This window comes from Variovorax sp. P2_H12 (assembly GCF_056403395.1).
Genome location: NZ_JBFUFO010000027.1, coordinates 52,340 through 75,695 on the forward strand (window position 1 = coordinate 52,340; position 23,356 = coordinate 75,695).

General features: G+C 69.8%; 21 protein-coding genes. 5 read left to right on the forward strand and 16 right to left on the reverse strand.

The genetic code is table 11. The annotated features are described in order from the left end of the window. Positions 1–188: 188 nt before the first annotated feature. Entirely contained in the window at positions 189–971 is a 783-nt protein-coding gene (locus tag AC1DYK_RS21085; protein ID WP_478168085.1) for a citryl-CoA lyase, read from the reverse strand. Positions 972–1,133: 162 nt separating this feature from the next. Between AC1DYK_RS21085 and AC1DYK_RS21090 the strand changes: the two genes are divergently transcribed. The 4 genes from AC1DYK_RS21090 to AC1DYK_RS21105 all read left to right on the forward strand — a co-directional run bounded on the left by AC1DYK_RS21090 (position 1,134) and on the right by AC1DYK_RS21105 (position 7,048). Next, positions 1,134–3,476 carry an acyl-CoA dehydrogenase gene (locus AC1DYK_RS21090; protein ID WP_478168086.1) on the forward strand — a complete coding sequence of 781 codons (2,343 nt, stop codon included), beginning with the start codon at positions 1,134–1,136 and terminating at the stop codon, positions 3,474–3,476. A gap of 37 nt (positions 3,477–3,513) precedes the next feature. Further along, positions 3,514–4,536 (forward strand): Bug family tripartite tricarboxylate transporter substrate binding protein, encoded by a 1,023-nt coding sequence (locus AC1DYK_RS21095; protein ID WP_478168087.1) that lies wholly within the window; start codon positions 3,514–3,516, stop codon positions 4,534–4,536. A 4-nt stretch (positions 4,537–4,540) separates the two neighbouring features. Beyond that, the gene (locus AC1DYK_RS21100) at positions 4,541–6,031 is read left to right on the forward strand and encodes a class I adenylate-forming enzyme family protein (protein ID WP_478168088.1); all 1,491 of its coding nucleotides are present in this window, start codon (positions 4,541–4,543) and stop codon (positions 6,029–6,031) included. Between the two features lie 99 nt (positions 6,032–6,130). Beyond that, positions 6,131–7,048 (forward strand): N-acyl homoserine lactonase family protein, encoded by a 918-nt coding sequence (locus tag AC1DYK_RS21105; protein ID WP_478168089.1) that lies wholly within the window; start codon positions 6,131–6,133, stop codon positions 7,046–7,048. A gap of 63 nt (positions 7,049–7,111) precedes the next feature. Here the strand turns inward: AC1DYK_RS21105 and AC1DYK_RS21110 are convergent, their stop codons facing one another. The 3 genes from AC1DYK_RS21110 to AC1DYK_RS21120 form a co-directional block, all read right to left on the reverse strand. Beyond that, positions 7,112–7,573 carry an N-acetyltransferase family protein gene (locus tag AC1DYK_RS21110; protein WP_478168090.1) on the reverse strand — a complete coding sequence of 154 codons (462 nt, stop codon included), beginning with the start codon at positions 7,571–7,573 and terminating at the stop codon, positions 7,112–7,114. A gap of 83 nt (positions 7,574–7,656) precedes the next feature. Beyond that, positions 7,657–9,111 (reverse strand): DUF2252 domain-containing protein, encoded by a 1,455-nt coding sequence (locus AC1DYK_RS21115; protein WP_478168091.1) that lies wholly within the window; start codon positions 9,109–9,111, stop codon positions 7,657–7,659. A gap of 68 nt (positions 9,112–9,179) precedes the next feature. Further along, entirely contained in the window at positions 9,180–10,145 is a 966-nt protein-coding gene (locus AC1DYK_RS21120) for an AraC-like ligand-binding domain-containing protein (protein WP_478168092.1), read from the reverse strand. Between the two features lie 164 nt (positions 10,146–10,309). Between AC1DYK_RS21120 and AC1DYK_RS21125 the strand changes: the two genes are divergently transcribed. Continuing rightward, positions 10,310–11,335, forward strand: a complete 1,026-nt coding sequence (locus AC1DYK_RS21125; RefSeq protein WP_478168093.1) for a carbon-nitrogen hydrolase family protein — start codon at positions 10,310–10,312, stop codon at positions 11,333–11,335. A gap of 9 nt (positions 11,336–11,344) precedes the next feature. Here AC1DYK_RS21125 and AC1DYK_RS21130 read toward each other — a convergent pair whose 3' ends face one another. The 12 genes from AC1DYK_RS21130 to AC1DYK_RS21185 all read right to left on the reverse strand — a co-directional run bounded on the left by AC1DYK_RS21130 (position 11,345) and on the right by AC1DYK_RS21185 (position 23,354). Then, positions 11,345–11,782, reverse strand: coding sequence for an acyl-CoA thioesterase (locus AC1DYK_RS21130; RefSeq protein WP_478168094.1), 438 nt, complete (start codon positions 11,780–11,782; stop codon positions 11,345–11,347). Then, positions 11,779–12,318, reverse strand: coding sequence for a MarR family winged helix-turn-helix transcriptional regulator (locus AC1DYK_RS21135; protein ID WP_478113494.1), 540 nt, complete (start codon positions 12,316–12,318; stop codon positions 11,779–11,781). The genes AC1DYK_RS21130 and AC1DYK_RS21135 overlap by 4 nt, the downstream gene beginning before the upstream one ends. Then, positions 12,315–13,088 (reverse strand): SDR family NAD(P)-dependent oxidoreductase, encoded by a 774-nt coding sequence (locus tag AC1DYK_RS21140; RefSeq protein WP_478168095.1) that lies wholly within the window; start codon positions 13,086–13,088, stop codon positions 12,315–12,317. Before AC1DYK_RS21140 ends, AC1DYK_RS21135 begins: the two co-directional genes overlap by 4 nt. Positions 13,089–13,135: 47 nt before the next feature. Next, a complete protein-coding gene (locus tag AC1DYK_RS21145) occupies positions 13,136–13,885 on the reverse strand; it encodes an SDR family NAD(P)-dependent oxidoreductase (RefSeq protein WP_478168096.1) in 750 nt (249 codons plus the stop codon). Between the two features lie 3 nt (positions 13,886–13,888). After that, a complete protein-coding gene (locus AC1DYK_RS21150) occupies positions 13,889–15,484 on the reverse strand; it encodes an ATP-dependent acyl-CoA ligase (RefSeq protein WP_478168097.1) in 1,596 nt (531 codons plus the stop codon). Further along, positions 15,474–16,205 carry an ABC transporter ATP-binding protein gene (locus tag AC1DYK_RS21155; protein ID WP_478168098.1) on the reverse strand — a complete coding sequence of 244 codons (732 nt, stop codon included), beginning with the start codon at positions 16,203–16,205 and terminating at the stop codon, positions 15,474–15,476. The genes AC1DYK_RS21150 and AC1DYK_RS21155 overlap by 11 nt, the downstream gene beginning before the upstream one ends. Continuing rightward, positions 16,202–17,992: a branched-chain amino acid ABC transporter ATP-binding protein/permease gene (locus tag AC1DYK_RS21160; protein ID WP_478168099.1), complete on the reverse strand. Its 1,791-nt coding sequence runs from the start codon at positions 17,990–17,992 to the stop codon at positions 16,202–16,204. Before AC1DYK_RS21160 ends, AC1DYK_RS21155 begins: the two co-directional genes overlap by 4 nt. Then, a complete protein-coding gene (locus AC1DYK_RS21165) occupies positions 17,989–19,044 on the reverse strand; it encodes a branched-chain amino acid ABC transporter permease (RefSeq protein ID WP_478168100.1) in 1,056 nt (351 codons plus the stop codon). Before AC1DYK_RS21165 ends, AC1DYK_RS21160 begins: the two co-directional genes overlap by 4 nt. A 177-nt stretch (positions 19,045–19,221) precedes the next feature. Continuing rightward, a complete protein-coding gene (locus AC1DYK_RS21170; protein WP_478092050.1) occupies positions 19,222–20,379 on the reverse strand; it encodes an ABC transporter substrate-binding protein in 1,158 nt (385 codons plus the stop codon). A gap of 39 nt (positions 20,380–20,418) precedes the next feature. Then, positions 20,419–20,889, reverse strand: a complete 471-nt coding sequence (locus tag AC1DYK_RS21175; protein WP_478168101.1) for an aromatic-ring-hydroxylating dioxygenase subunit beta — start codon at positions 20,887–20,889, stop codon at positions 20,419–20,421. Then, the gene (locus AC1DYK_RS21180) at positions 20,886–22,211 is read right to left on the reverse strand and encodes an aromatic ring-hydroxylating dioxygenase subunit alpha (RefSeq protein WP_478168102.1); all 1,326 of its coding nucleotides are present in this window, start codon (positions 22,209–22,211) and stop codon (positions 20,886–20,888) included. Before AC1DYK_RS21180 ends, AC1DYK_RS21175 begins: the two co-directional genes overlap by 4 nt. Next, positions 22,212–23,354, reverse strand: coding sequence for an ABC transporter substrate-binding protein (locus tag AC1DYK_RS21185; RefSeq protein WP_478168103.1), 1,143 nt, complete (start codon positions 23,352–23,354; stop codon positions 22,212–22,214). Between the last annotated feature and the right edge of the window lie 2 nt (positions 23,355–23,356).

Consider the following 23,356-nt stretch of genomic DNA (forward strand, 5'->3'; position numbering starts at 1 on the left):
GCGGGGGCAGTGCCCGGCCGGCCGGCCTGGGCTGATCTTCATTGCGCCGGGGCGCCGCGAGCGCGCTCGCGGTCCAGGGCGACATCAGGTCGTCGTGGGTCTCGGTGCGGCCGATCCAACTGCGCAGGTGGTCGATGTCCAGGGTGTCTTCGGTCATGGCGGGGTTCGTTCGATGGAGCGGGTCGCGCTCATTCCTGTCGCGGACCGCCGGCCTCGCGCTCGACCCGCTGCCAGATTTCGACGCCCATCGGGTCGTCGATCTCCTCGAGGATGTGGCCCACCAGGCCGATGGCGCGGGCCATCACGCCGAAGCCGCGGATGATGCGCCACGGAAAGCCGAACTCGGAGGCGATCGCGCCGATGGCGCCGGTGGCGTTGATCGGCAGCGACTTGCCCGACACCCGTTCGGCTTCCACCTGCACCGCCTGCATCAGCGCCACGTAATGGCCCGACAGCCCGTTCTCGGCCGCGATCTGGAACAGGCGCGGCGTGCGCGGGTCGATCGGCTTGTGCAGCGGGTGGCCCAGTCCCGGCACGATCTCCTTGCGCTCGCGGAAGGCGGCGACGATCTCGCGCGCCATGTCCTCGAGCGGCCGGGTCGGCTGGGTGCCGGGCGGGATCGCCTCGTACAGCATGCGGGCCGCGCCCTCGGTGCTGCCGACGAACACCGTGCCGAGCCCGCAGAGGCCGGCCGCCACCGCGGCCTGCAGCGCTTCCGGTGCGCCGGCATAGGTCAGGCGCGCGACCAGCGCGCTCGGCGTGATGCCGTGCTCGACCAGCGTGACCACGATGGCGTTGAAGGTCACGGACTCCTGCGGCGTCGGGATGCGGCCGGTGAGCTCGAGGAAGGCCATGTCGCCGAGGTTCAGGTGGCCGAGGATCTCGGACGGCAGGTCGCGCCCGCGCACCGTGATCCGGTCGGGCGTGCTGTGGCCGAGTTCGGTGTGCAGGGATTTCTTGATCTTGGTCATGGGTGGGCAGGCATTCAGCAAAGCGGCAATGCTGCGAATCTAGTCCTTCGCGGCCGCCCTGGTTCAGTCAATGCCGAACCCTGCCTTTGGCAAAGGCGAATGCCGCTCGCGGGGCTCTTCTGGCACGCTTGCCCTCGCCCTCCACTGCTCACCCAAGCCCCCATGGACTCCGATTCCCTGTCAGCGATCCGCGAAGCGGCGCTGGACTATTTCACCCGCAGCGACAGCATCCGCCGCGGCCGCGCGCTGACCGAAGCACAGCCCGCGGGCGACCGCGCACGCGCCGCGGCCGCCGGCTGGGCCGAACTGGCGGCACTGGGCTGGCCCGGCATGCTGGCGCCCGAATCGGCCGGCGGCATGGCCCTCGACCTGTCGGGCGCGGCAGAGATCCTGCACGCCGCCGGCGAGCACGTGGCCCCCGAGCCGCTGCTGGCCGTGGCCGGCCTTGGCGCCCTGCTGCTGGCCCGCCTCGACGGCGCGCCAGCCGCAGCACTGCTGTCGGCACTGGTGGCGGGCCGCAGCCTGCCTGCGCTGGCCTGGCAGGAGAGCGCCGGCGACCTGAGCGACGTGCCGCTCGACTGCGGCTGCGAAGCCGGTCCGCAGGGCGGCGTGCTGCTGCAGGGCGAGAAGCAGATGGTGCTGCCCGGCGCGGCCGCCAGCGGCTGGCTGGTGTCGGCCCGCGGCGACGACGACACCGTGCTGCTGTGGGTGCCGCGCGGCAGCGCCGGCGTGACCGAGACCCTGGTGCCGCTGGTGGACGGCGGCGAGGCCGCCACGCTGCGCTTCGATCGCGTGGCGCTGCCCGCCGGCGCCGTGCTGGCGCAGGGTCCGGCGGCGCGGGATGCGCTGCGGCATGCGCTCGCCGCGGGCCAGATCCTGCAGGCCGCCGAGCTGCTCGGCACCGGCCGCGCCATGCTCGAGCAGACGCTGGCCTACCTGCGCACCCGGACGCAGTTCGGCAAGCCGATCGGCGCGTTCCAGGCGCTGCAGCACCGCACGGTCGACATGTTCATCCACCTCGAGATCGCGCGCGCGACGCTCGACGAGGTGCTGGCGCTGGCCGGCGATCCGGCCGGCGTCGCCATCGAACGGCTCGAGGCCGAGGCCAGCCGGGTCAATGCGCGCTGCACGGCGGCCGCGCTGCAGGCCTCGCGCTCGGCGGTGCAGCTGCACGGCGCGATCGGCTACACGCAAGAGTGCGACCTCAGCCTCTACTACAAGCGCACGCTGCGTCTCTCGGCCTGGCTCGGCAATGTCACGGCGCACCAGCGCCGCTATGCCGCGCTGGCCGACGCCGGATCGCGCACCGACGAAGCCGTGGCCTGGCACGGCGAGTTTCCGCAGAGCGCCGACTGGAGCGCGATGCCGGAGGCCGAGTTCCGCCGCATGGTGCGCGCCTTCCTGCAGCAGCGCTATCCGGCCGCGCTGCGCTACCTGTCGCACCGCGCGCGCTGGAGCGAGATGCGCGAGTGGTATCTCACGCTGTCGGCGCAGGGCTGGGTCGCGCCGGCCTGGCCGCAGGCGCACGGCGGCATGGGCCTCGCGGCCGACAAGATGATCGCCTGGATCGAGGAGCTCGAGCAGCACGGCGTGGCGCGCGCGCCGGACCAGGGCATCGTGATGATCGGGCCGCTGCTGATCCAGCACGGCACGCCCGAGCAGCAGCAGCGCTTCCTGCCGCGCATCCTGGCCGGCGATCACGTCTGGTGCCAGGGCTATTCCGAACCCAACGCCGGCTCCGACCTCGCGGGCCTGCGCACCGAGGCCTTGCAGGCGCGCGATGCCGAGGGCGATCACTTCATCGTCAACGGCCAGAAGATCTGGACCACGCTGGCGCAGGACGCCAACCACATCTTCCTGCTGGTGCGCACCGACCGCGAGGCCAAGAAGCAGGAAGGCATCAGCTTCCTGCTGTGCGACCTGCGCACGCCGGGCATCACCATCCGGCCGATCGACACGCTGGCCGGCGAACCCGAGTTCTGCGAGGTGTTCTTCGACCAGGTGCGGGTGCCGGCCGAGAACCTGGTGGGCAAGCTGCACGGCGGCTGGACCATCGCCAAGGCGCTGCTGGGCTTCGAGCGCATCTTCCTGGGCAGCCCCAAGCAGGCGCAGTACGCGCTGGGCCAACTGGCGCGCCTGGCGCAGTCGCGGCGGCTGTTCGCGGATCCGGTGTTCGCACAGCGCTACACGGCGCTCAGGCTCGACGTTGCGGATCTTTCCGCCGCCTATACAGGGTTTGCCAACATCGTGAAGGCCGGCAAGCCATTGCCCGCCTCGGTCTCGCTGCTCAAGATCTGGGCCAGCGAAACCTTCCACCGCATCGGCGCGCTGCTGATCGAGGCCAGCGAAGAGCAAGGCGCCATCGCGGGCGACCAGGACCTCGATGGCCAGCCCTTCAACGCGCTGTCGCCGTTGATCGGATCGACCTCCGCCATGATCTACGGCGGCACCAACGAGATCCAGCGCAACATCCTCGCGCGGCAGGTCCTGAACCTGCCGGGCTGAGTTCCGCAAGCAAGAGCACACACAGGGAGACCAGACCATGAGCCAGCCGAAGACCGCATCGAACATCGACCTCTCAACCCCTCCTCCGCCCCGGCGGCGCACATTGGCGCTGCTGGCCGGCACGGCGCTGTGGCCTTTGCTGGCGCCCGCGCAGACCGCCGGCCCCGCGCCGCTGCCGACGCTGGTCAAGCTGGTGGTCGGCTACACGCCCGGCGGTCCGGTCGACGGCGCCGCGCGCCTGCTCGCGCCTGCGCTGGCGCAGGAGCTGGGCACGCAGGTGATCGTGGAGAACCGGGCCGGCGCGGGCGGGTCGATGGGCGGCGATGTGGTCGCCAAGGCGGCGCCCGACGGCGCCACCCTGTTCTTCGGCGCCAGCCCGACGATCACGATCAACCCGAACGTGCAGCGCAAGATGGCCTTCGACCCGATGAAGGACCTGACGCCGATCGCGCCGCTGGTGGCCTACACCAACGTGCTGGTGGTCAACAAGGACCTGCCGGTGCGCACCGTGGCCGAGCTGCTGGCCTACGCCAAGGCCAATCCGCAGAAGGTGTTCTACGGCTCCGCCGGCGTCGGATCGTCCAACCACCTGAGCGGCGCGCTGCTCGAGAAGATGACGGGCGCGCCGATGGCGCACGTGGCCTACAAGGGCAGCGCGCCGGCGCTGTCCGACGTCATGGGCGGCACGCTCGCGATGATGTTCGACATCATCGCGACCTCGCGGCCCTTCATCGAATCGGGCAAGGTGCGCGCGCTGGCAGTCACCTCGCGCCAGCGCAACCGCATGCTGCCCGAGGTGCCGACCATGATCGAATCCGGCGTTGCCGACTTCGACGTCGGCGGCTGGTTCGGCCTCTATGGGCCGGCTCGCATGGACCCGGCGCTGGTGGCGCGCATCAACGCGGCGGCCGTGAAGGTGCTGGCGCGCGAGGCGGTGGCGGCGCGGCTGCTCGACCAGGGCTACGAGGTCTGGTCCGGGGCGCCCGCGGTGCTCGACCAGAAGGGGCAATCCGACCGCAAGCTGTGGGCCACGGTGTCCAAGGGCATCGAGGCGGAATAGCGTGGTGCCGTCTCGAATCCACGAACTGCTGGCGCTGCGTGCGGCGCAGACGCCCGATGCGATCTTCCTGCACGAGCCCGCCGGCAACACCTCGTACGCCGCGCTGCAAGCCATGGTCGACGCCGCCGCCGAAGACCTGCGCGGCGCCGGCGTGCGGCCCACCGACCGCGTGCTGCTGGTGGCCGAGAACTGCGCCGCGCACATCGCGCTGATCATGGCCTGCAGCCGGGTGGGCGCCTGGTCCTGCGGCGTCAACGCGCGCATGTCGCCGGGCGAGGTCGTCGCCATCGTCGAGCGTGCCGACGCACGGCTCAGCTACTTCACGAGCGAGGTTTCATCCGCGGCACTGCAGCATGCGCAGCAAGCCCACGCGGTGCCGAGCGCCCTGCCCGGCGTGCTGCGTTCGCCGCTGCGCGCGGGCGCCACTCCGGAGCCCGACGCGGCGCTGGCCGATACCGCGGCCATCATCTTCACCTCGGGCACGTCGGGCACGCCCAAGGGCGTGATGGTGTCGCACCGCGGCCTGCTGCACTTCGGCCGCGTGTCGGCGGCCTCGCGTGCGCTCACGGCCGACGACCGCGCCTACGCCTTCCTGCCGATGACGCACATCTTCGGGCTCGGGACGGTGCTGATGGCCTCGCTGAGCGGCGCCGCCTCGCTGGTGCTGCGCAGCAGCTTCTCGCCCGCGGACATGCTGCAGGCGCTGGCGCATGAAAGGGTGTCGAACCTGCAAGGTCCGCCCACCATGTACGCACGGCTGCTGGCGTATGTGGAAGAGACGCGCACGAAGCCGGCCTTCCCGCAGCTGCGCTACCTCTATACCGGTTCGGCACCGCTCGACCTGGCGCTCAAACAGCGCGTCGAGACGATGTTCGGGCAAGCGCTGCACTACGGCTACGGCTTGTCGGAATACGCCGGCTCGGTGTTCCTGACCCGGCGCGGCGTGGCACGCGACGACACCTCGGCGGGCTACCTGGTGGACGGCGGCGAGGCTCGCATCGTCGCTGCCGACGGCCGCGATGCCGCACCCGGCGAAGTCGGCGAGATCTGGCTGCGCGGCGCCGGCCTGATGCTGGGCTACTTCCGCGACCCGGCCGCCACCGCGCAGGTGATGCGGCCCGGCGGCTGGTACGCCTCGGGCGACCTCGGCCAGCTCGACGCGGACGGTGCGCTGTTCGTCGTCGGTCGCCTGAAAGAAATGATCATCCGCTCGGGCTTCAACGTGTACCCGGCCGAGGTCGAGGGTGTGTTGAATCGCTTTCCGGGCGTGCACCTGAGTGCCGTGGTGGGTGTGCCGGAGGCCGATGGCAACGAGGCGATTGAAGCCTTCGTCGAACTCGAGCCCGGCGCCGCGCTCGACCCCGACGCCCTGCAAGCGCATCTGCGGCAGCATCTGTCGCCGTACAAGCGGCCGTCGCGCATCACGGTACTGGATGCGCTGCCGACCACGTCGACCGGGAAGATCCTCAAGCGGGCGCTGGCGCCGCCCGCTTGACGACCTCTCGATCTCATGCGGCGGAACTTCCCCCCGCGTCTACTCGTTGCGGGGCGTGCAAGGAGGAGGAGAGTCACACTCCGCCTTCTGCGCACTTCGTTGCCGTTTCGCCGGCGAACTGTTACAAGCGTTCCCTCCTCGTCGCGTCAAACGAAAGGGAACAGCATGATGTCCTGTATCAGGCGCCTCGGGCTGATGGTGGCCAGTCTCGCAGCGGCCCTGTTCCTCTTGCAGGCGTGCGCGCAACCCATCGTTTCACAAACGCGGCTGTCCGGCGTTCAGCGCCTCTACATCCTGAACTGTGGCGAAGGCGTCGCGGGAGACATCTCGCGCTGGTCGCCGGGCGTCAATGTGGGCAAGTCGATGCCATTCGCCGACAGCTGCTACCTCATCAAGCACGCGCAGGGCTGGCTGCTGTGGGACACGGGCCTCGCCGACTCAGTCGCGGCCATGCCCGAAGGCTTGCGACCCTCGGATCCGCGCGCGACCACCTGGCACCTGCCGAAGAAGCTCGCGGCGCAGATTGACGAACTCGGCTTGAAGCCGTCGGACATCAAGTACGTCGCGGTTTCTCATGGCCACCCCGATCACATCGGCAATGTCGACATGTTCCCGAACTCGATGCTGCTGGTGCAAAAAGCCGAATACGAGTCCCCGAACGGAAGCTCCCTTCGGGCCCGGCCCAGCGCAACGGTGACCGCACTCGAAGGCGACCGCGACGTGTTCGGCGACGGCAGCGTCACCATCATCTCGACGCCCGGGCACACTGTGGGGCACCAATCGCTGGTCGTGAAGCTACCCCGAACCGGCGCAGTCCTGCTTTCCGGCGATGCCGTCCACTTCAAGGGCAATTGGGACCACAGACGCGTTCCCTCGATCAACTTCAACGCGGAGCAGACTGCCGCCTCGATGCAGCGGATCGCGAACATCATGGCCAGGGACGACGCCCAGCTCTGGATCAACCACGACAAGGCGCAGCGCGACGGACAGAAGCTGTCGCCCGCGTTCTACGAGTAGGGCGGCAAGGGCGCGTTCTCGGGCGCATGTTCCGGGCTCGACGTTCCCCGGGCCTGTCCATCGTCAGAGCATCTTTCGATAGACAATGAAACCCGATTTCTCGGCAACCTTGTCATAGAGCATCATCGCGGTGGCATTGGTCTCCTGGGTCTGCCAGTACACCCTCGGGGAACCGCCCGCCTTCGCCCGCCGATAGACTTCCTCGATGAGCGCGCGTGCGACGCCCCTCCCCCTGGCGGCTTTAACCGTATACAGGTCCTGCAGGTAGCAGCTCGGCCCGAGCTGAGTCGTGCTTCGATGGAAAAGGAAGTGGGCCAGACCGAGAAGGCCCGATGAGCCTTCAGCCACCAGCGCATGCATTGGCTCGCCAACGTCGTGAAAGCGCGACCACGTCGTCCGTGTGATGTCGACCGGCAATGCCGTCGTTCCGCTTCGGCCGTAGAACGAGTTGTAGCCGTCCCAGAGGGGCAGCCAAGCATCGAAGTCGCCTTCAACGGCCGGGCGGATGCGGACTTGTTCGGGCATAGGAAGACGTGAACTTGGGTTTGGGAGAGGCGAAGGTCTGGTTCCGTACTGAACCTTGTGGGGGTAGCCGTCGACTGCAGGATTTACACGGCAGCCACCTCCACCATCCCCTCCTTCGCCGCCGCAGCAAAGCGCTCGTGGTCGGTCCGGGTCTGCAACGCATAAGCGGCGGCGAAGTTCACCAGCGCATCGTCGAACACATCCGACTTGCCGAGGTAGCCGCTGATCATCGCCGCATCGCCCGATTTGGCGTGCGCCAGCGCCAGTGCCCAGCCGCAGAGCCTGCAGTATTCAATGAAGCCGCCTGGCGTGGTCCCGCCCGGCTCCAGGTCCATGCCACCCTTCATGTCGCGCAGCTGCCGGATGTAGAAGTGCACGCCGTCGATCTCGCCCCAGCCCAGGAAGATGTCGGGCGAACCCTGGATCAGACGCTGCCCCCGGACGACACGCTCGCCATGGTTGGCCGGTCCGTCGGCCGCGACAGGGCCGCCCGCGTAGCCCGCCAGCACCGAGGGCTGGGCCTCCTTGAGCTGCAGGAACAGCGGGTCGTCCTCGTCGCGCCCCTGCATCAGGACCATCCAGCAGCGGGTGCCGACGCTGCCCACGCCGACCACCTTCTGCGCGGCATCGACCACCCGGTAGCGCGACAGCAGAAGCCGGCGTTCGGGCGCCAGCGAATCGAGGTAGTGGGCCAGGCAATGGCCGATCGCCTCGCCCACCGGACGGCCCATCGAGGTCAGGGGCGAACGCACGATGAAGGGATGCTGCTCGACGATCCGGTGCTGGTCGTCCACCAGGTCGGTCATCTTGTCGAGCACCTGCATGTGGGTGCGCTTGCGCGCCTTGTCCAGCGCCGCTTCCGCACTCGGACGCATGGCGGGCGGCAGCGAGTCGATCAGCCGCGCGCTGTGGATGGTGTCGTACCAGGTCTCCAGCTCGCCCATGCCCGCGTAGCGGCGCATGCGGCTGCGGTAGCTTTCCACCGCGGCGCGCGCCGCGGCCTCGCGCTCGGACCGGTCGCCGCCCAGATGGTGCGACGCCACGAAGGCGCTGGCCGCCAGCCGCTTGACGTCCCATTCCCAGGGCCCGGGCTGGGTCTCGTCGAAATCGTTGATGGCGAACACCAGCTGCCGCTCGGCGGACGCGAAGACGCCGAAGTTCGCCACATGCATGTCGCCACAGGCCTGCACCTGGAGCCCGGTGGCCGGGCCCGGGGCCAGGTCGGCCGCCATCACCGCCGCCGAGCCGCGCAGGAAGGCAAACGGCGACTGCAGCATGCGTGCGTGCCGCACCGGCACCAGCTCCTGCAAGCGGGTGGCCGCCTGCGCCTTCAGGATGGCCACGGGGTCGACATGCGGCTGGCGCTGGAAGGCGCGGTGACTGGCCCGGGGCACGCGCTCGCGCAAGGCCTTGCCGGCGGCCATGCGCTCCTCGACGGTCGGCCTCGGGGCGGTGAATGCGCTCGCCAGCGCCTGCGCTCGCGTCGCGTCTTCGCTCTCGTTCGCGTTCTCGGGTTCGGCTCTATCGGCACGCGCCATTCTTCTCTCCGGTGGGGCTGCGCCGCACATCATGCCGGAACCCGCGCCGTGGCGGCAGCCGCGGAAGATCAATGCGCGACGCGCTGGCGCCAGTCCCGCGGCGAGCAGCCGAAGCGGTCGCGGAACGCCCGGCTGAAGTGCGCGGCATCGCTGAAGCCGCGGCCATAGGCGATCTCGCCGACCGTGCGGCCGGCCGCGCGCGGGTCCAGCAGGTCGCGGCTGCAGGCCTCGAGCCGGCGCTCCCAGATGTACTGCGCCGGCGTCACCGGCTCGCTCTTGAACACCCGGTGGATCTGGCTCACCGAGAGGCCAAGACCGGCCGCCAGCGTGCCGACCGACAGCGCCGGATCGTCCAGCCGCTCGTCGATGCGCCGCTTGATGCGCGCGAGGTGGAAGGCCGTCAGGTTGCTCAGGCCCGGCGAGCGCGCGGCCGGCAGCGTCTGCAGGCCAGCCACCAGGATGTTGAGCACGCCGTTGGCGACCGCCAGCGCCGAGGCCGGCTGCAACGCGTCGATGTCCTCGTGCAGCGTGCGGATCATGCCCAGCAGCAGGTGGCCGGCGCCCTCCCGGCCGGACACCGTCGTGGCGGTCAGCGTGTGGGTGTCGCGCAACTCGCTGCGCAGGCGTTCGCCGGGCAGCTTGAGCACGATCTGCTCGAAGGCGTCGTCGAACAGCAGTTCGTAGGGCCGCGTGCTGTCGTAGAGCACGAAGTCGCCCACCGACAGCAGCGCATCGCGACCGTCCTGTCGCACCACGCCCCGGCCACGGGCCTGGATGCCGACCAGGAAGCAATCGTCCGAAGAGCGCGCGATGTGGCCGGAGGTGCGCATCACCCGCTGCGGCCCGGAAGTGACGACCGAGACGTCGAGACTGGGCAGCGTGTGCTGGCGGATGCTGCCGCCGAAATCGCCGCCGGCGCGGTCGCCCGGCACCGGATCGCAGTCGAGCTGGACATAGACATTGCAGATCATGTCGGTCCAGTAGGCGAGCCGCTGCTCGCGCGGAACGACGGCAGTGCTGAGCAGTTGGGTCATGGGGATCCTTCCGGGGAAGTGCGGCCTGCAACGCTGGATCAAGAACGCTGCGAATTCCGGACAAGGCGTTTCCAGGCGGCGAACTTACGCTTCAAGCAACCCGCATGCCACCGCGCTAACCCGGATGCGGCGGCTTCCTTCCGTCACTTTTGGAGTCCCCCACCATGTCCAGCACCACCCATCCCCGCCTTCGCGTCGCCGCGGTGCAGGCCGCGCCCGTCTTCCTCGACCTCGACGCCACCCTCGACAAGACCATCGAACTCATGGCGCAGGCGGCCGGCCAGGGCGTGCAGCTGATCGCCTTCCCCGAAACCTGGGTGCCCGGCTATCCGTGGTGGATCTGGCTCGATTCGCCGGCCTGGGGCATGCAGTTCGTGCAGCGCTACCACGACAACGCACTGGTGGTCGGTTCGGCCGAATTCGACCGCATCCGCGAGGCCGCGCGCAAGCACCGCATCTGGGTCTCGCTCGGCTACAGCGAGAAGGCCGCGGGCAGCCTCTACATCGCGCAGGCGCTGATCGACGACCAGGGCCACACGCTGCAGACCCGCCGCAAGCTGAAGCCGACGCATGTCGAGCGCACCGTGTTCGGCGAAGGCGACGGATCGGACCTCAGCGTGGTCGAGACGCCGATCGGCAACATCGGCTCGCTGTCGTGCTGGGAGCACCTGCAGCCCCTCAGCAAGTACGCGATGTACGCGCAGAACGAGCAGATCCACTGCGGCGCCTGGCCCAGCTTCTCGCTCTACCGCGGCGCCGCCTACGCGCTCGGCGCCGAAGTCAACAACGCGGCCAGCCAGGTGTATGCGGCCGAGGGCCAGTGCTTCGTGGTCGCGCCCTGCGCCACGGTCTCGAAGTCGATGCACGAGATGCTGTGCACCGACGCCGGCAAGCAGCAGATGCTGCTGGTGGGCGGCGGCTTCGCGCGCATCTACGGGCCCGATGGATCGCCGCTGGGCAAGAACCTGGCCGAGGACGAGGAAGGCCTGGTGGTGGCCGACATCGACCTCGGCATGATCTCGCTGGCCAAGGCGGCCGGCGACCCGGCCGGCCACTATGCGCGGCCGGACGTCACCCAACTGCTGTTCAACAAGACGCGGCGCGAACCGGTGGTGCTGCGGCGCCAGGCCGAGCCGGAGGCGGCAGGCGCCGAAGACGTGGCAGCCCCCGTCGAGCCTGTCGCGACCTGACCGGGGGCCTCAATCCGCGCTGGCCGGCACGCCGCGCACGATCGCCTCGCGCAGCGCCGCGGGAATCTCGAGCGCGCGATGGCTCTCGAGCGAGGTCGTCACCAGCACCTGGCGCATCTGCATGCGAAGCTCGTCTTCGGCGTCGACGCACTGCAGCGCCAGGGTCAGCGAGCGCGTGCCCAGGCGCTCGACCGCGAGCGCCAGCGTCACGCGGTCGCCGAAGCGGCTCACGGCGCGGAAGTCCGCTTCCAGGCGCACCGTCGGCAGGCCGATGCGCTGCTGCACGATCAGCCGCTGATAGCCGATGCCCAGCGCGTCGACCCAGTCCTCGACCAGGCCGTTGAACATGACGAAATACTGCGGGTAGAAGACGATGCCCGCCGGATCGCAGTCGGAGAAGCGGATCAGCCGCTCGCGGCGGAACGCACCGCCCAGCGCTTCGCTCACGAAGACTCCTCGCCCGCCGCCTCGTTGCGCATCACATGAACGCGCAGCTGGCCCAGCTGGCTGTGCAGCTGCTTCACCGTCTTCATGTCGAGCCCCGAGAACATCTCGAGGATCCACTGCTCGTGCTCGCTGGCCATGGCCTCGAAGCTGCGGCGGCCCTTGGGCGTGAGGCTCACGATCCAGGCCCGGCGGTCGTCCGGGCTGGCGGTGCGCGAGACCACGCCTTCTCGCTCCAGCTCGTCGGTGAGGCCGGTCACGTTGCCGCCGGTGACCATCAGGTAGCGCGACAGCACGCGCATCTTGAGGCCGTCCTTGTAGCGGTAGAGCTGCGCCATGTAGTCGAAGCGCGCCAGCGTGATGTCGAAGCGCTCGCGCAGCCGCTTGCGGATCTCGGCCTCGATCTGCGTGGTGCTGGCCAGCATGCGCAGCCAGAGCTTGAGCACGGCGTGGTCGTCGTTGCCCGCGCGGGCCTCGTGGCCCAGTTCCTCGGCGTCGCTGAGCGCCGCGTGCGAGGGGTCGTTGGTGCTGTCGATCATGTCACTTCTCCTCCCGACACCGAGATCGACTGGCCGGTGACCGAAGCCGCGCCCTCGCCGCAGAGCCAGCGCACCGCATCCGCCACCTCGGCCGGCTGCACGATGCGGCGCTGCGGATTGACGACCGCGAATTCCGCCAGCGCATCGGCCTCGCTGCGGCCGGTCTTACCGACCACGTTGGCGACGCTGGCGCGCAGGATGTCGGTGTCGGTGTAGCCCGGGCAGACCGCGTTCACGGTGATGCCCTTGCGCGCCACTTCGAGCGCCAGCGAGCGCGTGAGGCCGATCACGCCGTGCTTGGCCGCCGTGTAGGCCGAAACATAGGCGTAGCCTTTCTGGCCCGCGGTGCTCGCGATGTTGACGATGCGGCCCCAGCCGAGCTCGAGCATGTCGGGCAGCGCGGCCTGGGCGCACAGGAAGCTGCCCGTGAGGTTGACCCCCAGCATGCGCTGCCAGAGCTCGACCGAGGTCTTGAGGAAGGGCGCGCTCTCGGCCTGGCCCGCGTTGTTGACCAGGATGGCGACCGGGCCCGACGCGGCGCGCAGGGCCTCGAAGGCGGCGCGCACCGAGTCGGCGTTGCCGACATCGGCCACCGCCACGGCGTGTCCCGTACCCGGCAGTTCGCTCTGCACACGCTCCAGCGCGGCGCGATCGCGGCCGATCAGGCTCAGGCGGGCGCCCTCGGTCGCCAGGGTGCGCGCGATCTCGGCGCCGATTCCGCGTGCGGCGCCGGTCACGACCGCGTGGCGCCCATTCAGTGCATTCTTCATGGCTGGATAAATAGTTGACAACTAAACATTTTAACCACCGGTGCTTTTCAGCGCATCGAGCGGCCGCCGTTGAGGTCGAGCGTCGTGCCGGTCGCAAAGGCCCCTGCCGCCGAAGCGAGGTACACCACGGCCGCTGCCACTTCCTGCGCCTCGCCGAAACGGCCGACGGGAATGCCGCGCAGCAGCGCCTGCCGGTGCGGGGCGTCCATGGCGTCGAGCAGCGGGCTGCGGATCGCCGCCGGGGCGATCGCATTGACCGTCACGCCATCGGCCGCCAGGGCCTGCGCGAACGAACGCGTCAGCGCGATCAGGCCCGCCTTGGAGGCCGCGTAGTGAACACCGGTCGCGGCGCTGGGCTGCTGGCCCGCGATCGAGCTCAGGTTGATGATGCGTCCCGAGCCTCGCGCGCGCATGTGGCGCCCGGCGATGCGGCAGCCGAAGAAGCTGCCGCGCAGGTTCACCGCCATGACCTCGTCCCACTCGCCGGCCGTGATGTCCCAGAGCGAGGTGGTGGGTGTCAAGGCGGCGTTGTTGACCATCACGTCGACCGCGCCGAGGCGCTGCACCGCGGCTTCGAAGCAGCGGGCGAAGGCGGCCTCGTCGCGCACGTCGAGCGCCATCGAGACGCCCGCGTGGCCGGCGTCCCGCAGGCTCGCCGCGACGGCATCGGCGCCCGGGCCGTCGATATCGGCGAGCACCACGCTGGCGCCGGCCTCGGCCAGCCCGCGCGCGATAGCGGCCCCGAGGCCCTGCCCTGCGCCGGTGACGAAAGCCGTACGACCGTCGAGGGAGAACATCGCTCAGCCTCTGGCCCGCGCGGCCGGACCCCGGTCCCAGGTGGCGGCCGACACGCCGCGCTCGCGCAGCTTGTACTTCTGCACCTTGCCGTTCTCGGTGCGCGGCAGGTCGTCCAGCAGGTCGATATAGCGGGGCACGGCGAAGTAAGGCAGCCGCGCCTCGCAAAAGCGCATGAGTTCGTCGGGATCGATGCGGCTGCCGGGCCGGGCCACCAGCGCCGTCATCACCTCGTCCTCCGCCAGTTCGGAGTGCACCGGGTAGACCGCGCAGGCGGCCACGCACGGATGGCTCAGCAGCACCTGCTCGACCTCGAAGGAGGAGATGTTCTCGCCCCGGCGCCGGATCGCGTCCTTGATGCGGTCGACGAAGCGGAAGGCGCCGTCGGCGTCGCGCAGCACGCGGTCGCCGGTATGGAACCACAGGTTGCGCCAGGCCTCGACGGTCTTCTGCGGCATGTTGAAGTAGCCGCTCGCGAAGGCATGGGGCTCGTCGGCGCGCAGCAGCAGTTCGCCGGCCTCGCCCGCCGGCAGCTCGGCATCGTCCTCGTCGGCGACCCGCGCCTGGAAGCCCGGCCGCAGCCAGCCCATCACGCCGCCGCGCGGCGAATCGGGGGCGGTGGCGATCGCGAAGTTGGTCTCGGTCGAGCCGTAGCCTTCGAGCAGCCGCACGCCGGTGCGCGCCAGGAAGGCCTGGGCCGCCGCCGCCGGCACGCCCGGGCCGAGCCCGGTGCGAACCCGGTGCTCCCGCTCGCCCGGCCCTTCGGGCTGGGCCAGAAGGATCGGCACCATCGCGCCGAGCAGGTAGACCACGGTGGCGCCGCTGGCGCGCATCGAGGGCCAGAAGCCCGAGGCCGAAAAGCGCGATTCGAACACCACCTCGGCGCCCGTGAGCGCGGCCTGGGCGAAGGTGTTGAGCGCATTGATGTGGAACAGCGGCAGCGTGGTGCACAGCACGTCGTCGGCGCCGACACCGAGCACCTCGGCGCTGTTCACGCCCCACCAGAAATACTGGGCGTGCGGACAGATCACGCCCTTGGCCGGGCCGGTGGTGCCCGAGGTGTAGAGGATCGCGAGCGGGTCGCCGGGCTGGACGGCCGCCGGCGCGATCGCCTCGCCGCCGAGCGGATACGGCACCAGCCGAATGCCCGCGGGCGGCTGCCACGCGGCCTGGACGTCGCCGATGACCCAGATCTCGCGCAGCGCGGTTCGGCCGAGGTCCGCGGTCTGCAGGCGCTCCAGCCAATCCGCCTCGATCACGAGCAGCTTCGCCTCGCTGTTGGCGAGGAAGTACTCGATCTGCGGACCCATCGACGCCGTGTTGACCGGCACCGCCACGGCGCCGAGCCAGCCGGCGCCGAGAAAGGCCTCGAGGAACTCGATGCGGTTGCCGCACATCAGGGCCACGCGGTCGCCGCGCGCCACGCCCGATTGCGCCAGGGCCGCGGCGCGCGCCGCGGCGGCTGCGGCTGCATCGGCATGCGACCACGCGCGGCCCGCCACCCGCAGCAGCGGACGCCGGGCGAACAAGGCCGACTGGCGCTGCAGCATCGCGGGCAGCGTGCGCAGGGCGGCGGGCAGCGCGCGGACCTCATTCATCATCGTGGGTGCCTCCGCCGAGGTAGGTGGCCTGCACCCGCGGATCGCTCTCCAGTTCCTGTGAAGCGCCCGACAGCGCGATCTCGCCGGTCTCGAGCACGTAGCCATGGTCGGAACTCTCGAGCGCGGCGCGCGCGTTCTGCTCCACCAGCAGGATCGACACGCCGTCCTCGCGCAGCTTGCGCACGATCATGAGGATGTCGCGCACGATCAGCGGCGCCAGGCCCAGGCTGGGCTCGTCGAGCATCAGCAGGCGCGGTGCCGACATCAGTGCGCGGCCGACCGCGAGCATCTGCCGCTCGCCGCCCGACAAGGTATCGGCGCGTTGCGCACGCCGCTCGGCCAGCCGCGGAAAGCGCTCGTAGACCGATTGCAGCTGGCGCTTCAGCGCGGCGCCCCCCAGCCGCCTGGAAAAGGCGCCGAGCTGCAGGTTGTCGAGCACGCTGAGCTCGCCGAAGAGCTCGCGCTTCTCGGGCACCAGGCACAGCCCTCGCTCCACGCGCGCCTCGACGTCGAGGCCGTGCAGGTCCTCGCCTTCGAAGCGCAGAAGGCCCTTGCTCGGCAGCAGGCCCATCGCGGCGGCCAGCAGCGTGGTCTTGCCGGCGCCGTTGGGGCCGATCACGGAAATGATCTGGCCGTGTTCCAGGTTGAGCGAGACGCCGCGCACCGCGTCGACCTGGCCGTACGAAACGTGCAGGTCCCCGATTTCCAGCATCGCTGTCATACAACGCTCCCCAGGTACGCCGCCTGCACCCGCTCGTCCGCGCGCACCGCCGAGGGCACGCCCTCGACCAGCTTGGAGCCGAAGTTCATCACCACCAGACGGTCCACCAGTTTCATCACGAAGTCCATGTCATGTTCGACGATCAGGATGGTCACGCCGTCGTCGCGCAGCTTGCGCAGCAGGTCGCCGAGCGCCATCTTCTCCTTGCGCCTGAGGCCGGCGGCGGGCTCGTCGAGCACCAGCAGCACCGGATCGGCGGCGAGCGCCCGCGCGATCTCCAGGATGCGCTGCGTGCCCAGCGGCAGGCTGCCGGCGAGTTCGTGGGCGCGGTCGCCAAGGCCGATGCGGTCGAGCTGGCGCTGCGCTTCCTGCAGGATCTGGCGCTCCTCGGTGCGGTCCAGCCGCAGGCCGGCCTTGAGCACGCCCGAGGTGGTGCGCGAGTGGGCACCGAGCGCGACGTTGTCGAGCAGGCTCATGTGCGGGCGCAGCTTCACATGCTGGAAGGTGCGCGCCAGCCCGAGCCGCGCCACCGTGCGCTGCGGCAGGCCCGCGATGTCCTGGCCCAGGAAGCGCACCTGGCCCGCCGTCATCGGCAGCGTGCAGGTCAGCAGGTTGAACATGGTCGACTTGCCGGCGCCGTTGGGCCCGATCAGGCCGACGATCTCGCCCGCCTTGACATCGAAGCTCACGTCGTTGACCGCTACCAGGCCGCCGAAGCGCTTGACCGCACCGGTCACCGAGAGGATCGGCGAACCACGGTCGGGCAGGCTGCGATGCGGCAGCGGCTCGACCGGCACCGCGGGCTCGCGCGACGGCGCCGCGGCGAAGCGGCCACGGGTCCAGCGCCGCACGAAGCCCATCAGGCCGCCGCGGGCGAAGTGCAGCAGCAGGATGAAGATCGTCGCGAAGGCCACCGCCTCGAGCTGGCCGGCGCGCTGCGTGAGCATCGGCAGCACGTCCTGCAGGCCGTTCTTGAGGATCAGCACCAGCGCCGAGCCGACCAGCGCGCCCGCCAGCTGCCCGAGGCCGCCGGCCACCGCCATCAGCAGGTACTCGATGCTGGCGCGCACGTCGAAGGGCGACGGGCTCACGAAGCGGTTCATGTGCGCATAGAGCCAGCCCGCGAGGCCCGCGAACAGCGCGGCCGTGACGAACAGCGAGAGCCGGACGCGGTAGGCATCCGCGCCCACGCTGGCAAGCAGGGTCGCGCCGCCGCGCAGGCTGCGGATGGCGCGGCCCGGCCGCGACTGCAGCAGGTTGTGGCTGAACAGGAAGGCCAGCCCCACCAGCGCCCAGATCAGGTAGTAGATGGCGCGCGGATCGGCCAGCGACCAGGTCCCGATCGTCAGCGGCGGGATGTTCGACAGCCCCGTGTGCCGCCCCAGCGCATCGACGTTGCCGAACAGCATCGCGATCGACAGCCCCCAGGCGATGGTGCTGAGCGGCAGGAAGTGGCCGCCCAGGCGCAGCGTGAGCATGCCGATGGCGAGCGCGGAGAGGCCGGTCAGCAGCAGCGCGAACAGCAGCCCGAGCCACGGCGACAGGCCTTGGGCGGTGGTCAGCCAGGCGGTCGCATAGGCCGCGATGCCGACGAAGGCCGCCTGCCCGAAGGAGGTGGCGCCGCCGATGCCGGTCAGCATCACCAGGCCGAGCGCGACCAGCGCGCCGATACCGATGTCGTTGAGCAGCGAGACCGTGAAGTTGCCGGCGAGCGCGGGCGCGACGGCCAGCGCGACGACGACGAGGCCGAGGCCGATCCAGAAATTGCGGGTCCGAACGAGGTTCATTGGTCCACCTCGTCTTCTTCCTCTTCGGAATGCACGCTCATGAAGGATCGCAGCATCAGCACCGGGATCAGCAGGCTGAAGACGATCACGTCCTTCAGCGCGCCGCTCCAGAACGAGGCGAAGCTCTCGACCACGCCCACCGCGAGCGCGCCGATGGCGGTCATCGGGTAGCTCACGAGGCCGCCGATGATCGCGGCCACGAAGGCCTTGAGGCCGATGATGAAGCCGGAGTCGTAGTACATGGTGGTCACGGGCGCGATCAGCACCCCGATCAGGCCGGCCAGCAGCGAGGCGCTGCCATAGGCCAGCAAGGCGGTGCGCGCCGGCCGGATGCCGACCAGCCGCGCGCCGACGCGGTTGACCGCGGTGGCGCGCAGCGCCTTGCCCGCCACCGTGCGCTCGAACACCAGGAAGAACAGGCCGCTCAGCACGATGGCCGCACCGACCATCAGCACCACCTGCCCGCTCACGGAGAAGCCGTCGCCGAGCGCGATGCTGCCGCCGGCGAGCGGCTGGGTGCGCGAACCCTCAGGGCCGAAGAACAGCAGGCCGAGGCCCGACAGCAGGAAGTGCAGCGCCAGCGAGACGATCAGCAGCACCAGCACCGAGGCATCCGCGATTGGCTGGAACACTACGCGCGCCAGCAGCGGCGCGATCGGCACCACCAGCAGCACGGTGACCGCGATCTGCACGGCCGCCGGCATGCCCGGCCGTGCGGTCGCCCAGGCCAGCAGGCAGGGCAGCAGAGGCAGCACGCCCCAGGCCAGGATGGCCTTGGGCACCTTGCGGCCCTCGCCGCGCCGCAGCAGGCTGCCGACCTCGGTCACCACTGCCAGCGCGGCCAGCACCATGACCAGGCCGATCGTCGGCGGCAGGCGGCCGGTCTCGAAGGCCGCCAACGTCAGCGCCGCGAAGGCCGCGATGTCGCCGAAGGGCACGAACACCACCCGCGTGACGGAAAAAATCAGCACCAGCCCGAGCCCTGCGAGCAGATAGACCGCGCCATTGGCGAGCCCGTCGATGCCCAGGATGAGCGCCACGTCCCATGTCATTGAAATGCCCTTCGCATGATCGTCCTGAAGTTGCTATTGAAAAAAAGGTGCGTGAGGATCAGGCCGCCGCCGGGCCGCCAGCGCGGCGAAGTCCGCGCTTCGCGCAGACGGGCGGCCTGCGACTTCCCCCTCGGGGGGCAGCGACCCACACGCAGTGGGGGAGCGTGGGGGCCACATTCAGGGGGCGAGTTTCCATTGGCCGTTGTCTAGCTTGACGATCACGCGGGCGCGCTCGTCGACGCCGTACAGATTGCCCGGCTTGAAGTTGTAGACGCCATGCGTGCCCACCACTTCCTTGGTGCTGGCGATGGCGTCGCGCAGCGAGAGGCGGAACTCGGGCGTGCCCGGCTCGCCCTTGGCGCGCGCGGCGGCATCGGTGAAGACCAGCCAGCCGTCGAAGGAGTAGGCCGAGAAGGCGTCGCTGGTCGGCGCGTTGTTGACCTTCTGGAAGGCTGCGCGGAAGTCCATGGCGATCTTCTTGGTCGGGTAGCCGTCGGGCAGCTGCTCGGCGACGATCACCGGGCCGGTGGGCATCAGGGCGTTCTGGCCGGAGGCGCCGACGACGCGCACGAAGTCGGGGTTGATCAGGCCGTGCTGCCCGTACACGGGCCCCTTGAAGCCGCGCTCGGTCAGCGCCAGGAAGGGCAGCGCCCCTGGCGTGCCGGCGCCGCCGGTCATCACGGCATCGGGCTTCATCGCGACCAGCTTGAGCACCTGGCCGGTGACCGAGGCGTCGGCGCGCGCATAGCGCTCGTTGCCCAGCACCTTGATGCCGGCCTCGGGCGCCGACTTCATCAGCGCGTTGTAGACCAGGTCGCCCCAGGCATCGGAGAAACCGATGTAGCCCACCGTCTTGACGCCGTCCTTCTTCATGCGCTGGACCACCGCGTCGATCATGAGCTGGGTCGGCTGCGCGACCGTGAACACCCAGGCGTTCTCGGCGGCGTCGAGCTGGATCGGGGTCAGGCCGATCATCGGCACCTTGGCGTCGCGGCCCACCTGCGCCATCGCGATCGCGGCCGGCACGCCCGAGGTGCCCATCAGCACATCGACCTTGTCCTCCTCGACCAGCTTGCGCGCATTGCGGCCCGCAGTGGTCGGATCGGAGCCGTCGTCGAGCACGATCAGCTGGATCTTGCGGCCGTTGACCTCCGGCTTGTAGGCCAGCGCGGCCTGCATGCCCTTGGCGTAGGGCACGCCGAGCGAGGAGTTGGGGCCGGAGAGCGAGACGCTCAGGCCGACCTTGAGGTCGGCCGCGAACGCCGCTGCCGTGAGGCCGGCGCCCAGCGCGGCCGCCAGTGCGCTGCGGGTCAAGGTCTGCATCAAGCTCTTCATGTCGGGACTCCTGGTGGGTGGAATGGATGAGCGGATCGCTCAGATGAACAACTGGATCGCCGGCAGCGCGCGCCCGGCCTGGAGAAGGTCGACGCGCTTCTGCCGGATCGCCCAGCCGGAGGGCGTGCGCAGGAGCAGATGGCGGCAGGTGCCGGCCAGCAGGTGCTGCTGCTCGCCGCGGGCCTCGACATAGATGAAGGGCGTGCTGAGCGACACCTCGCCGGCGGCATCGTCCTCGTGTTCGATGCGCGAAAGTTGCAGCACGTGCTGGCAATGGCTGGCCGGATGCTGCGAATGCGCGCGCGGGTTCTTGAGGCGCTCGATGCGAAGTTGCAGCAGCAGCCGGTCCTCGTAGGCGATCGAGTTGTGCGAGAAGGGATCGGCCTGCGCCGCGCCTTGCAGCGGCACCCAGTAGTGGCCGTCCTCGGCGAACAGCGCCAGCCAGTCGTCGAAACGGCCGGCGTCGAGCAGGGCGGCCTCGGCGGCCACGAAGTCTTCGGGGGTCGTCACGCGCTCGTCTCCACGTCGTCCGCCATGAACTTCCTCCAGGCGCGGAACTGGTTGCGCATCAACAGCTCGTTGGTGCCGTTGGTGGTGATCGTCGACTGCTGCAGCTCCGACGGATCGAAGTTGCGGTGCAGGCTGACCCACTCGTTGCCCTCGGCGCGCAGGCCCTGCTGCATGCTCTCGAACAGGTGCACGTCGTCATGCGCCACCACCGACATCGGCGAGAAGACCAGCCGGTTGTAGGTCATCGCGCGCTCGAACAGCAGATCGGGTGCGCCGGCGGCACGGAAGCTCCAGGCCTCGACCAGCGTGCGGTCGGCGGCCAGCGGCCGGATCACGCGGATCGCCTGCGGCGAGCCCTTGACCGACAGGCTGGGGAAGAACACCGAGTTCTGCGGCGAGCGCTGCAGGATCTCGATCGCGCGCTCGGCGCCATGCGCATCGCGCATCGCCTGCTCGTAGTCGGGCAGCTGCGCGTAGTTCGAATGGATGCTGAAGTTGACGCCCAGCACGCTGTGGCCGTTGGCGAACACGCGCCCGCCCATCCGGTCGAAGAAGTCGTAGCCGGAGCCGAAAGGCAGGATCTGCTCCATCGCCATCGGCTTGGGCGCGTCGGGTTCGCGGCCCTGCCACAGCGCATCGGCCGCCTGCGTGGCCGACTCGTGGGTCGACATCGGATGCACCGTGTCGTTGATGTTCTCGAGGTACATCTTCCAGTTGCAATGGATGATGTTGCGCAGCACACCGCCGCCGACCGCGAGCCGGCCCTCGGGCGAACGGTCGACCATGTTGTCGATCGACTGCAGCACTTCGCCGAAATAGTCCTCGAAGCCCGGACCCTGGTCGGCCAGCCGCGCGAACACGAAGTCGCGGTACACGGCCACGTGCTTGAGCTCCGTGAGCCCCTGCCCCGATTCGCATTCCTTCAGGCGCGTGCCTTCATAGCCGCTCTTGAGCGGGATCGCGAGCGGCGCGCCGTCGAGCTTGTAGGTCCACGCGTGGTACGGGCAGCGGAAGAACTTGCCCGTGTTGCCGCTCTCGTCCGTGACCAGCCGGCTGCCCTTGTGGGCGCAGCGGTTGTAGAACACGCGCACCGCGCCGTCGGGCTGGCGCACCATCATCACCGGCCGGCCCGCGAGATCCAGCGACCAGAAGTCACCGGTGTTCGGCACCTGGCTCGCGTGCCCCACGTAGAGCCAGGTGTTGGCGAAGAACCGCTCCTGCTCGAGCGCGAACAGCTCTTCGCTCAGGTAGAGATCGCGGTGCACACGATCGTCCTGGACGAGCGCGGCGATCGCTTCGGGCCGGTCGCGATAGGTGGTCATCTACGGAACCAGCTTCCACTGGCCTTTTTCGCTGCGCACGATCACCACCGCGCGCTGGTCGGAACCGTAGCGGTTGTCGGGCTTGAAGTTGTAGATGCCGTGGGTGCCGGTCAGCTCCTTGGTGCTCACGATCGCGTCGCGCAGCGCCGTGCGGTAGGCCGGCGTGCCGGGCTCGCCCTTGGTGCGCGAGGCGGCGTCGGCCAGCAGCAGGTAGGCGTCGTAGGTGTAGGACGAGAAGGCGTCGTTCGGCGGCGCACCGTTGGCTTTCTGGTAGGCGCTTCGGAAGGCCATCGAGACCTTCTTGATCGGATTGCTGTCGGGCAGCTGGTCGGCCACCAGCACCGGGCCGCTGGGCACCTGCAGGCCCTCGATGGACGCGCCGCCGACGCGCACGAAGTCGGCATTGATCAGGCCGTGGGTGCCGTAGATCTGGCCCTTGTAGCCGCGTTCGGCCAGCGCGAGGTACGGCAGCGCACCGGGCGTGCCGGAGTTGCCGGCGAACACGGCATCCGGCCGCGCCGAGATGATCTTGAGCACCTGGCCCGCCACGGACGAGTCGCTGCGCGCATAGCGCTCGTTGGCGACCACCTTGATGCCGGCGGCTTCGGCGCTCTTCATGAGCGAGTCGTAGGCCAGGTCGCCCAGCGCGTCCGAGAAGCCGATGAAGGCCACCGTCTTGACGCCCGACTTCTTCATGCGCTCGACCACCGCCGCGACCATCAGCGGGAAAGGCTGCGACACGGTCACGGTCCAGGCGCCTTCGGGGCCCGGGATGGTGACCGGCGTCGGCGAGATCAGCGGCGTGTTGAGTTCGCGCGCCACGGCCGCGATCGCCATCGCACCGGGCACGCCCGAGGTGCCGATCAGCACGTCGACCTTGTCCTCGACCACCAGCTTGCGGGCATTGCGCCCGGCGGTGGTCGGGTCGGAGGCGTCGTCGAGCACGATCAGCTCGACCTTGTGGCCGGCCAGCGCCGGATGCTCGGCGATGGCGGCGCGGATGCCCTTCTCGTAGGGAATGCCCAGCGCCGACACGGGGCCCGAGAGCGAGCTGATGAAGCCGACCTTGAGGTCGGCGGCCATGGCCTGCGCTGCGGCAAGAGCCACGGCGCCGACGGCGAAGCTTCGAATGAGAGTGCGCATGA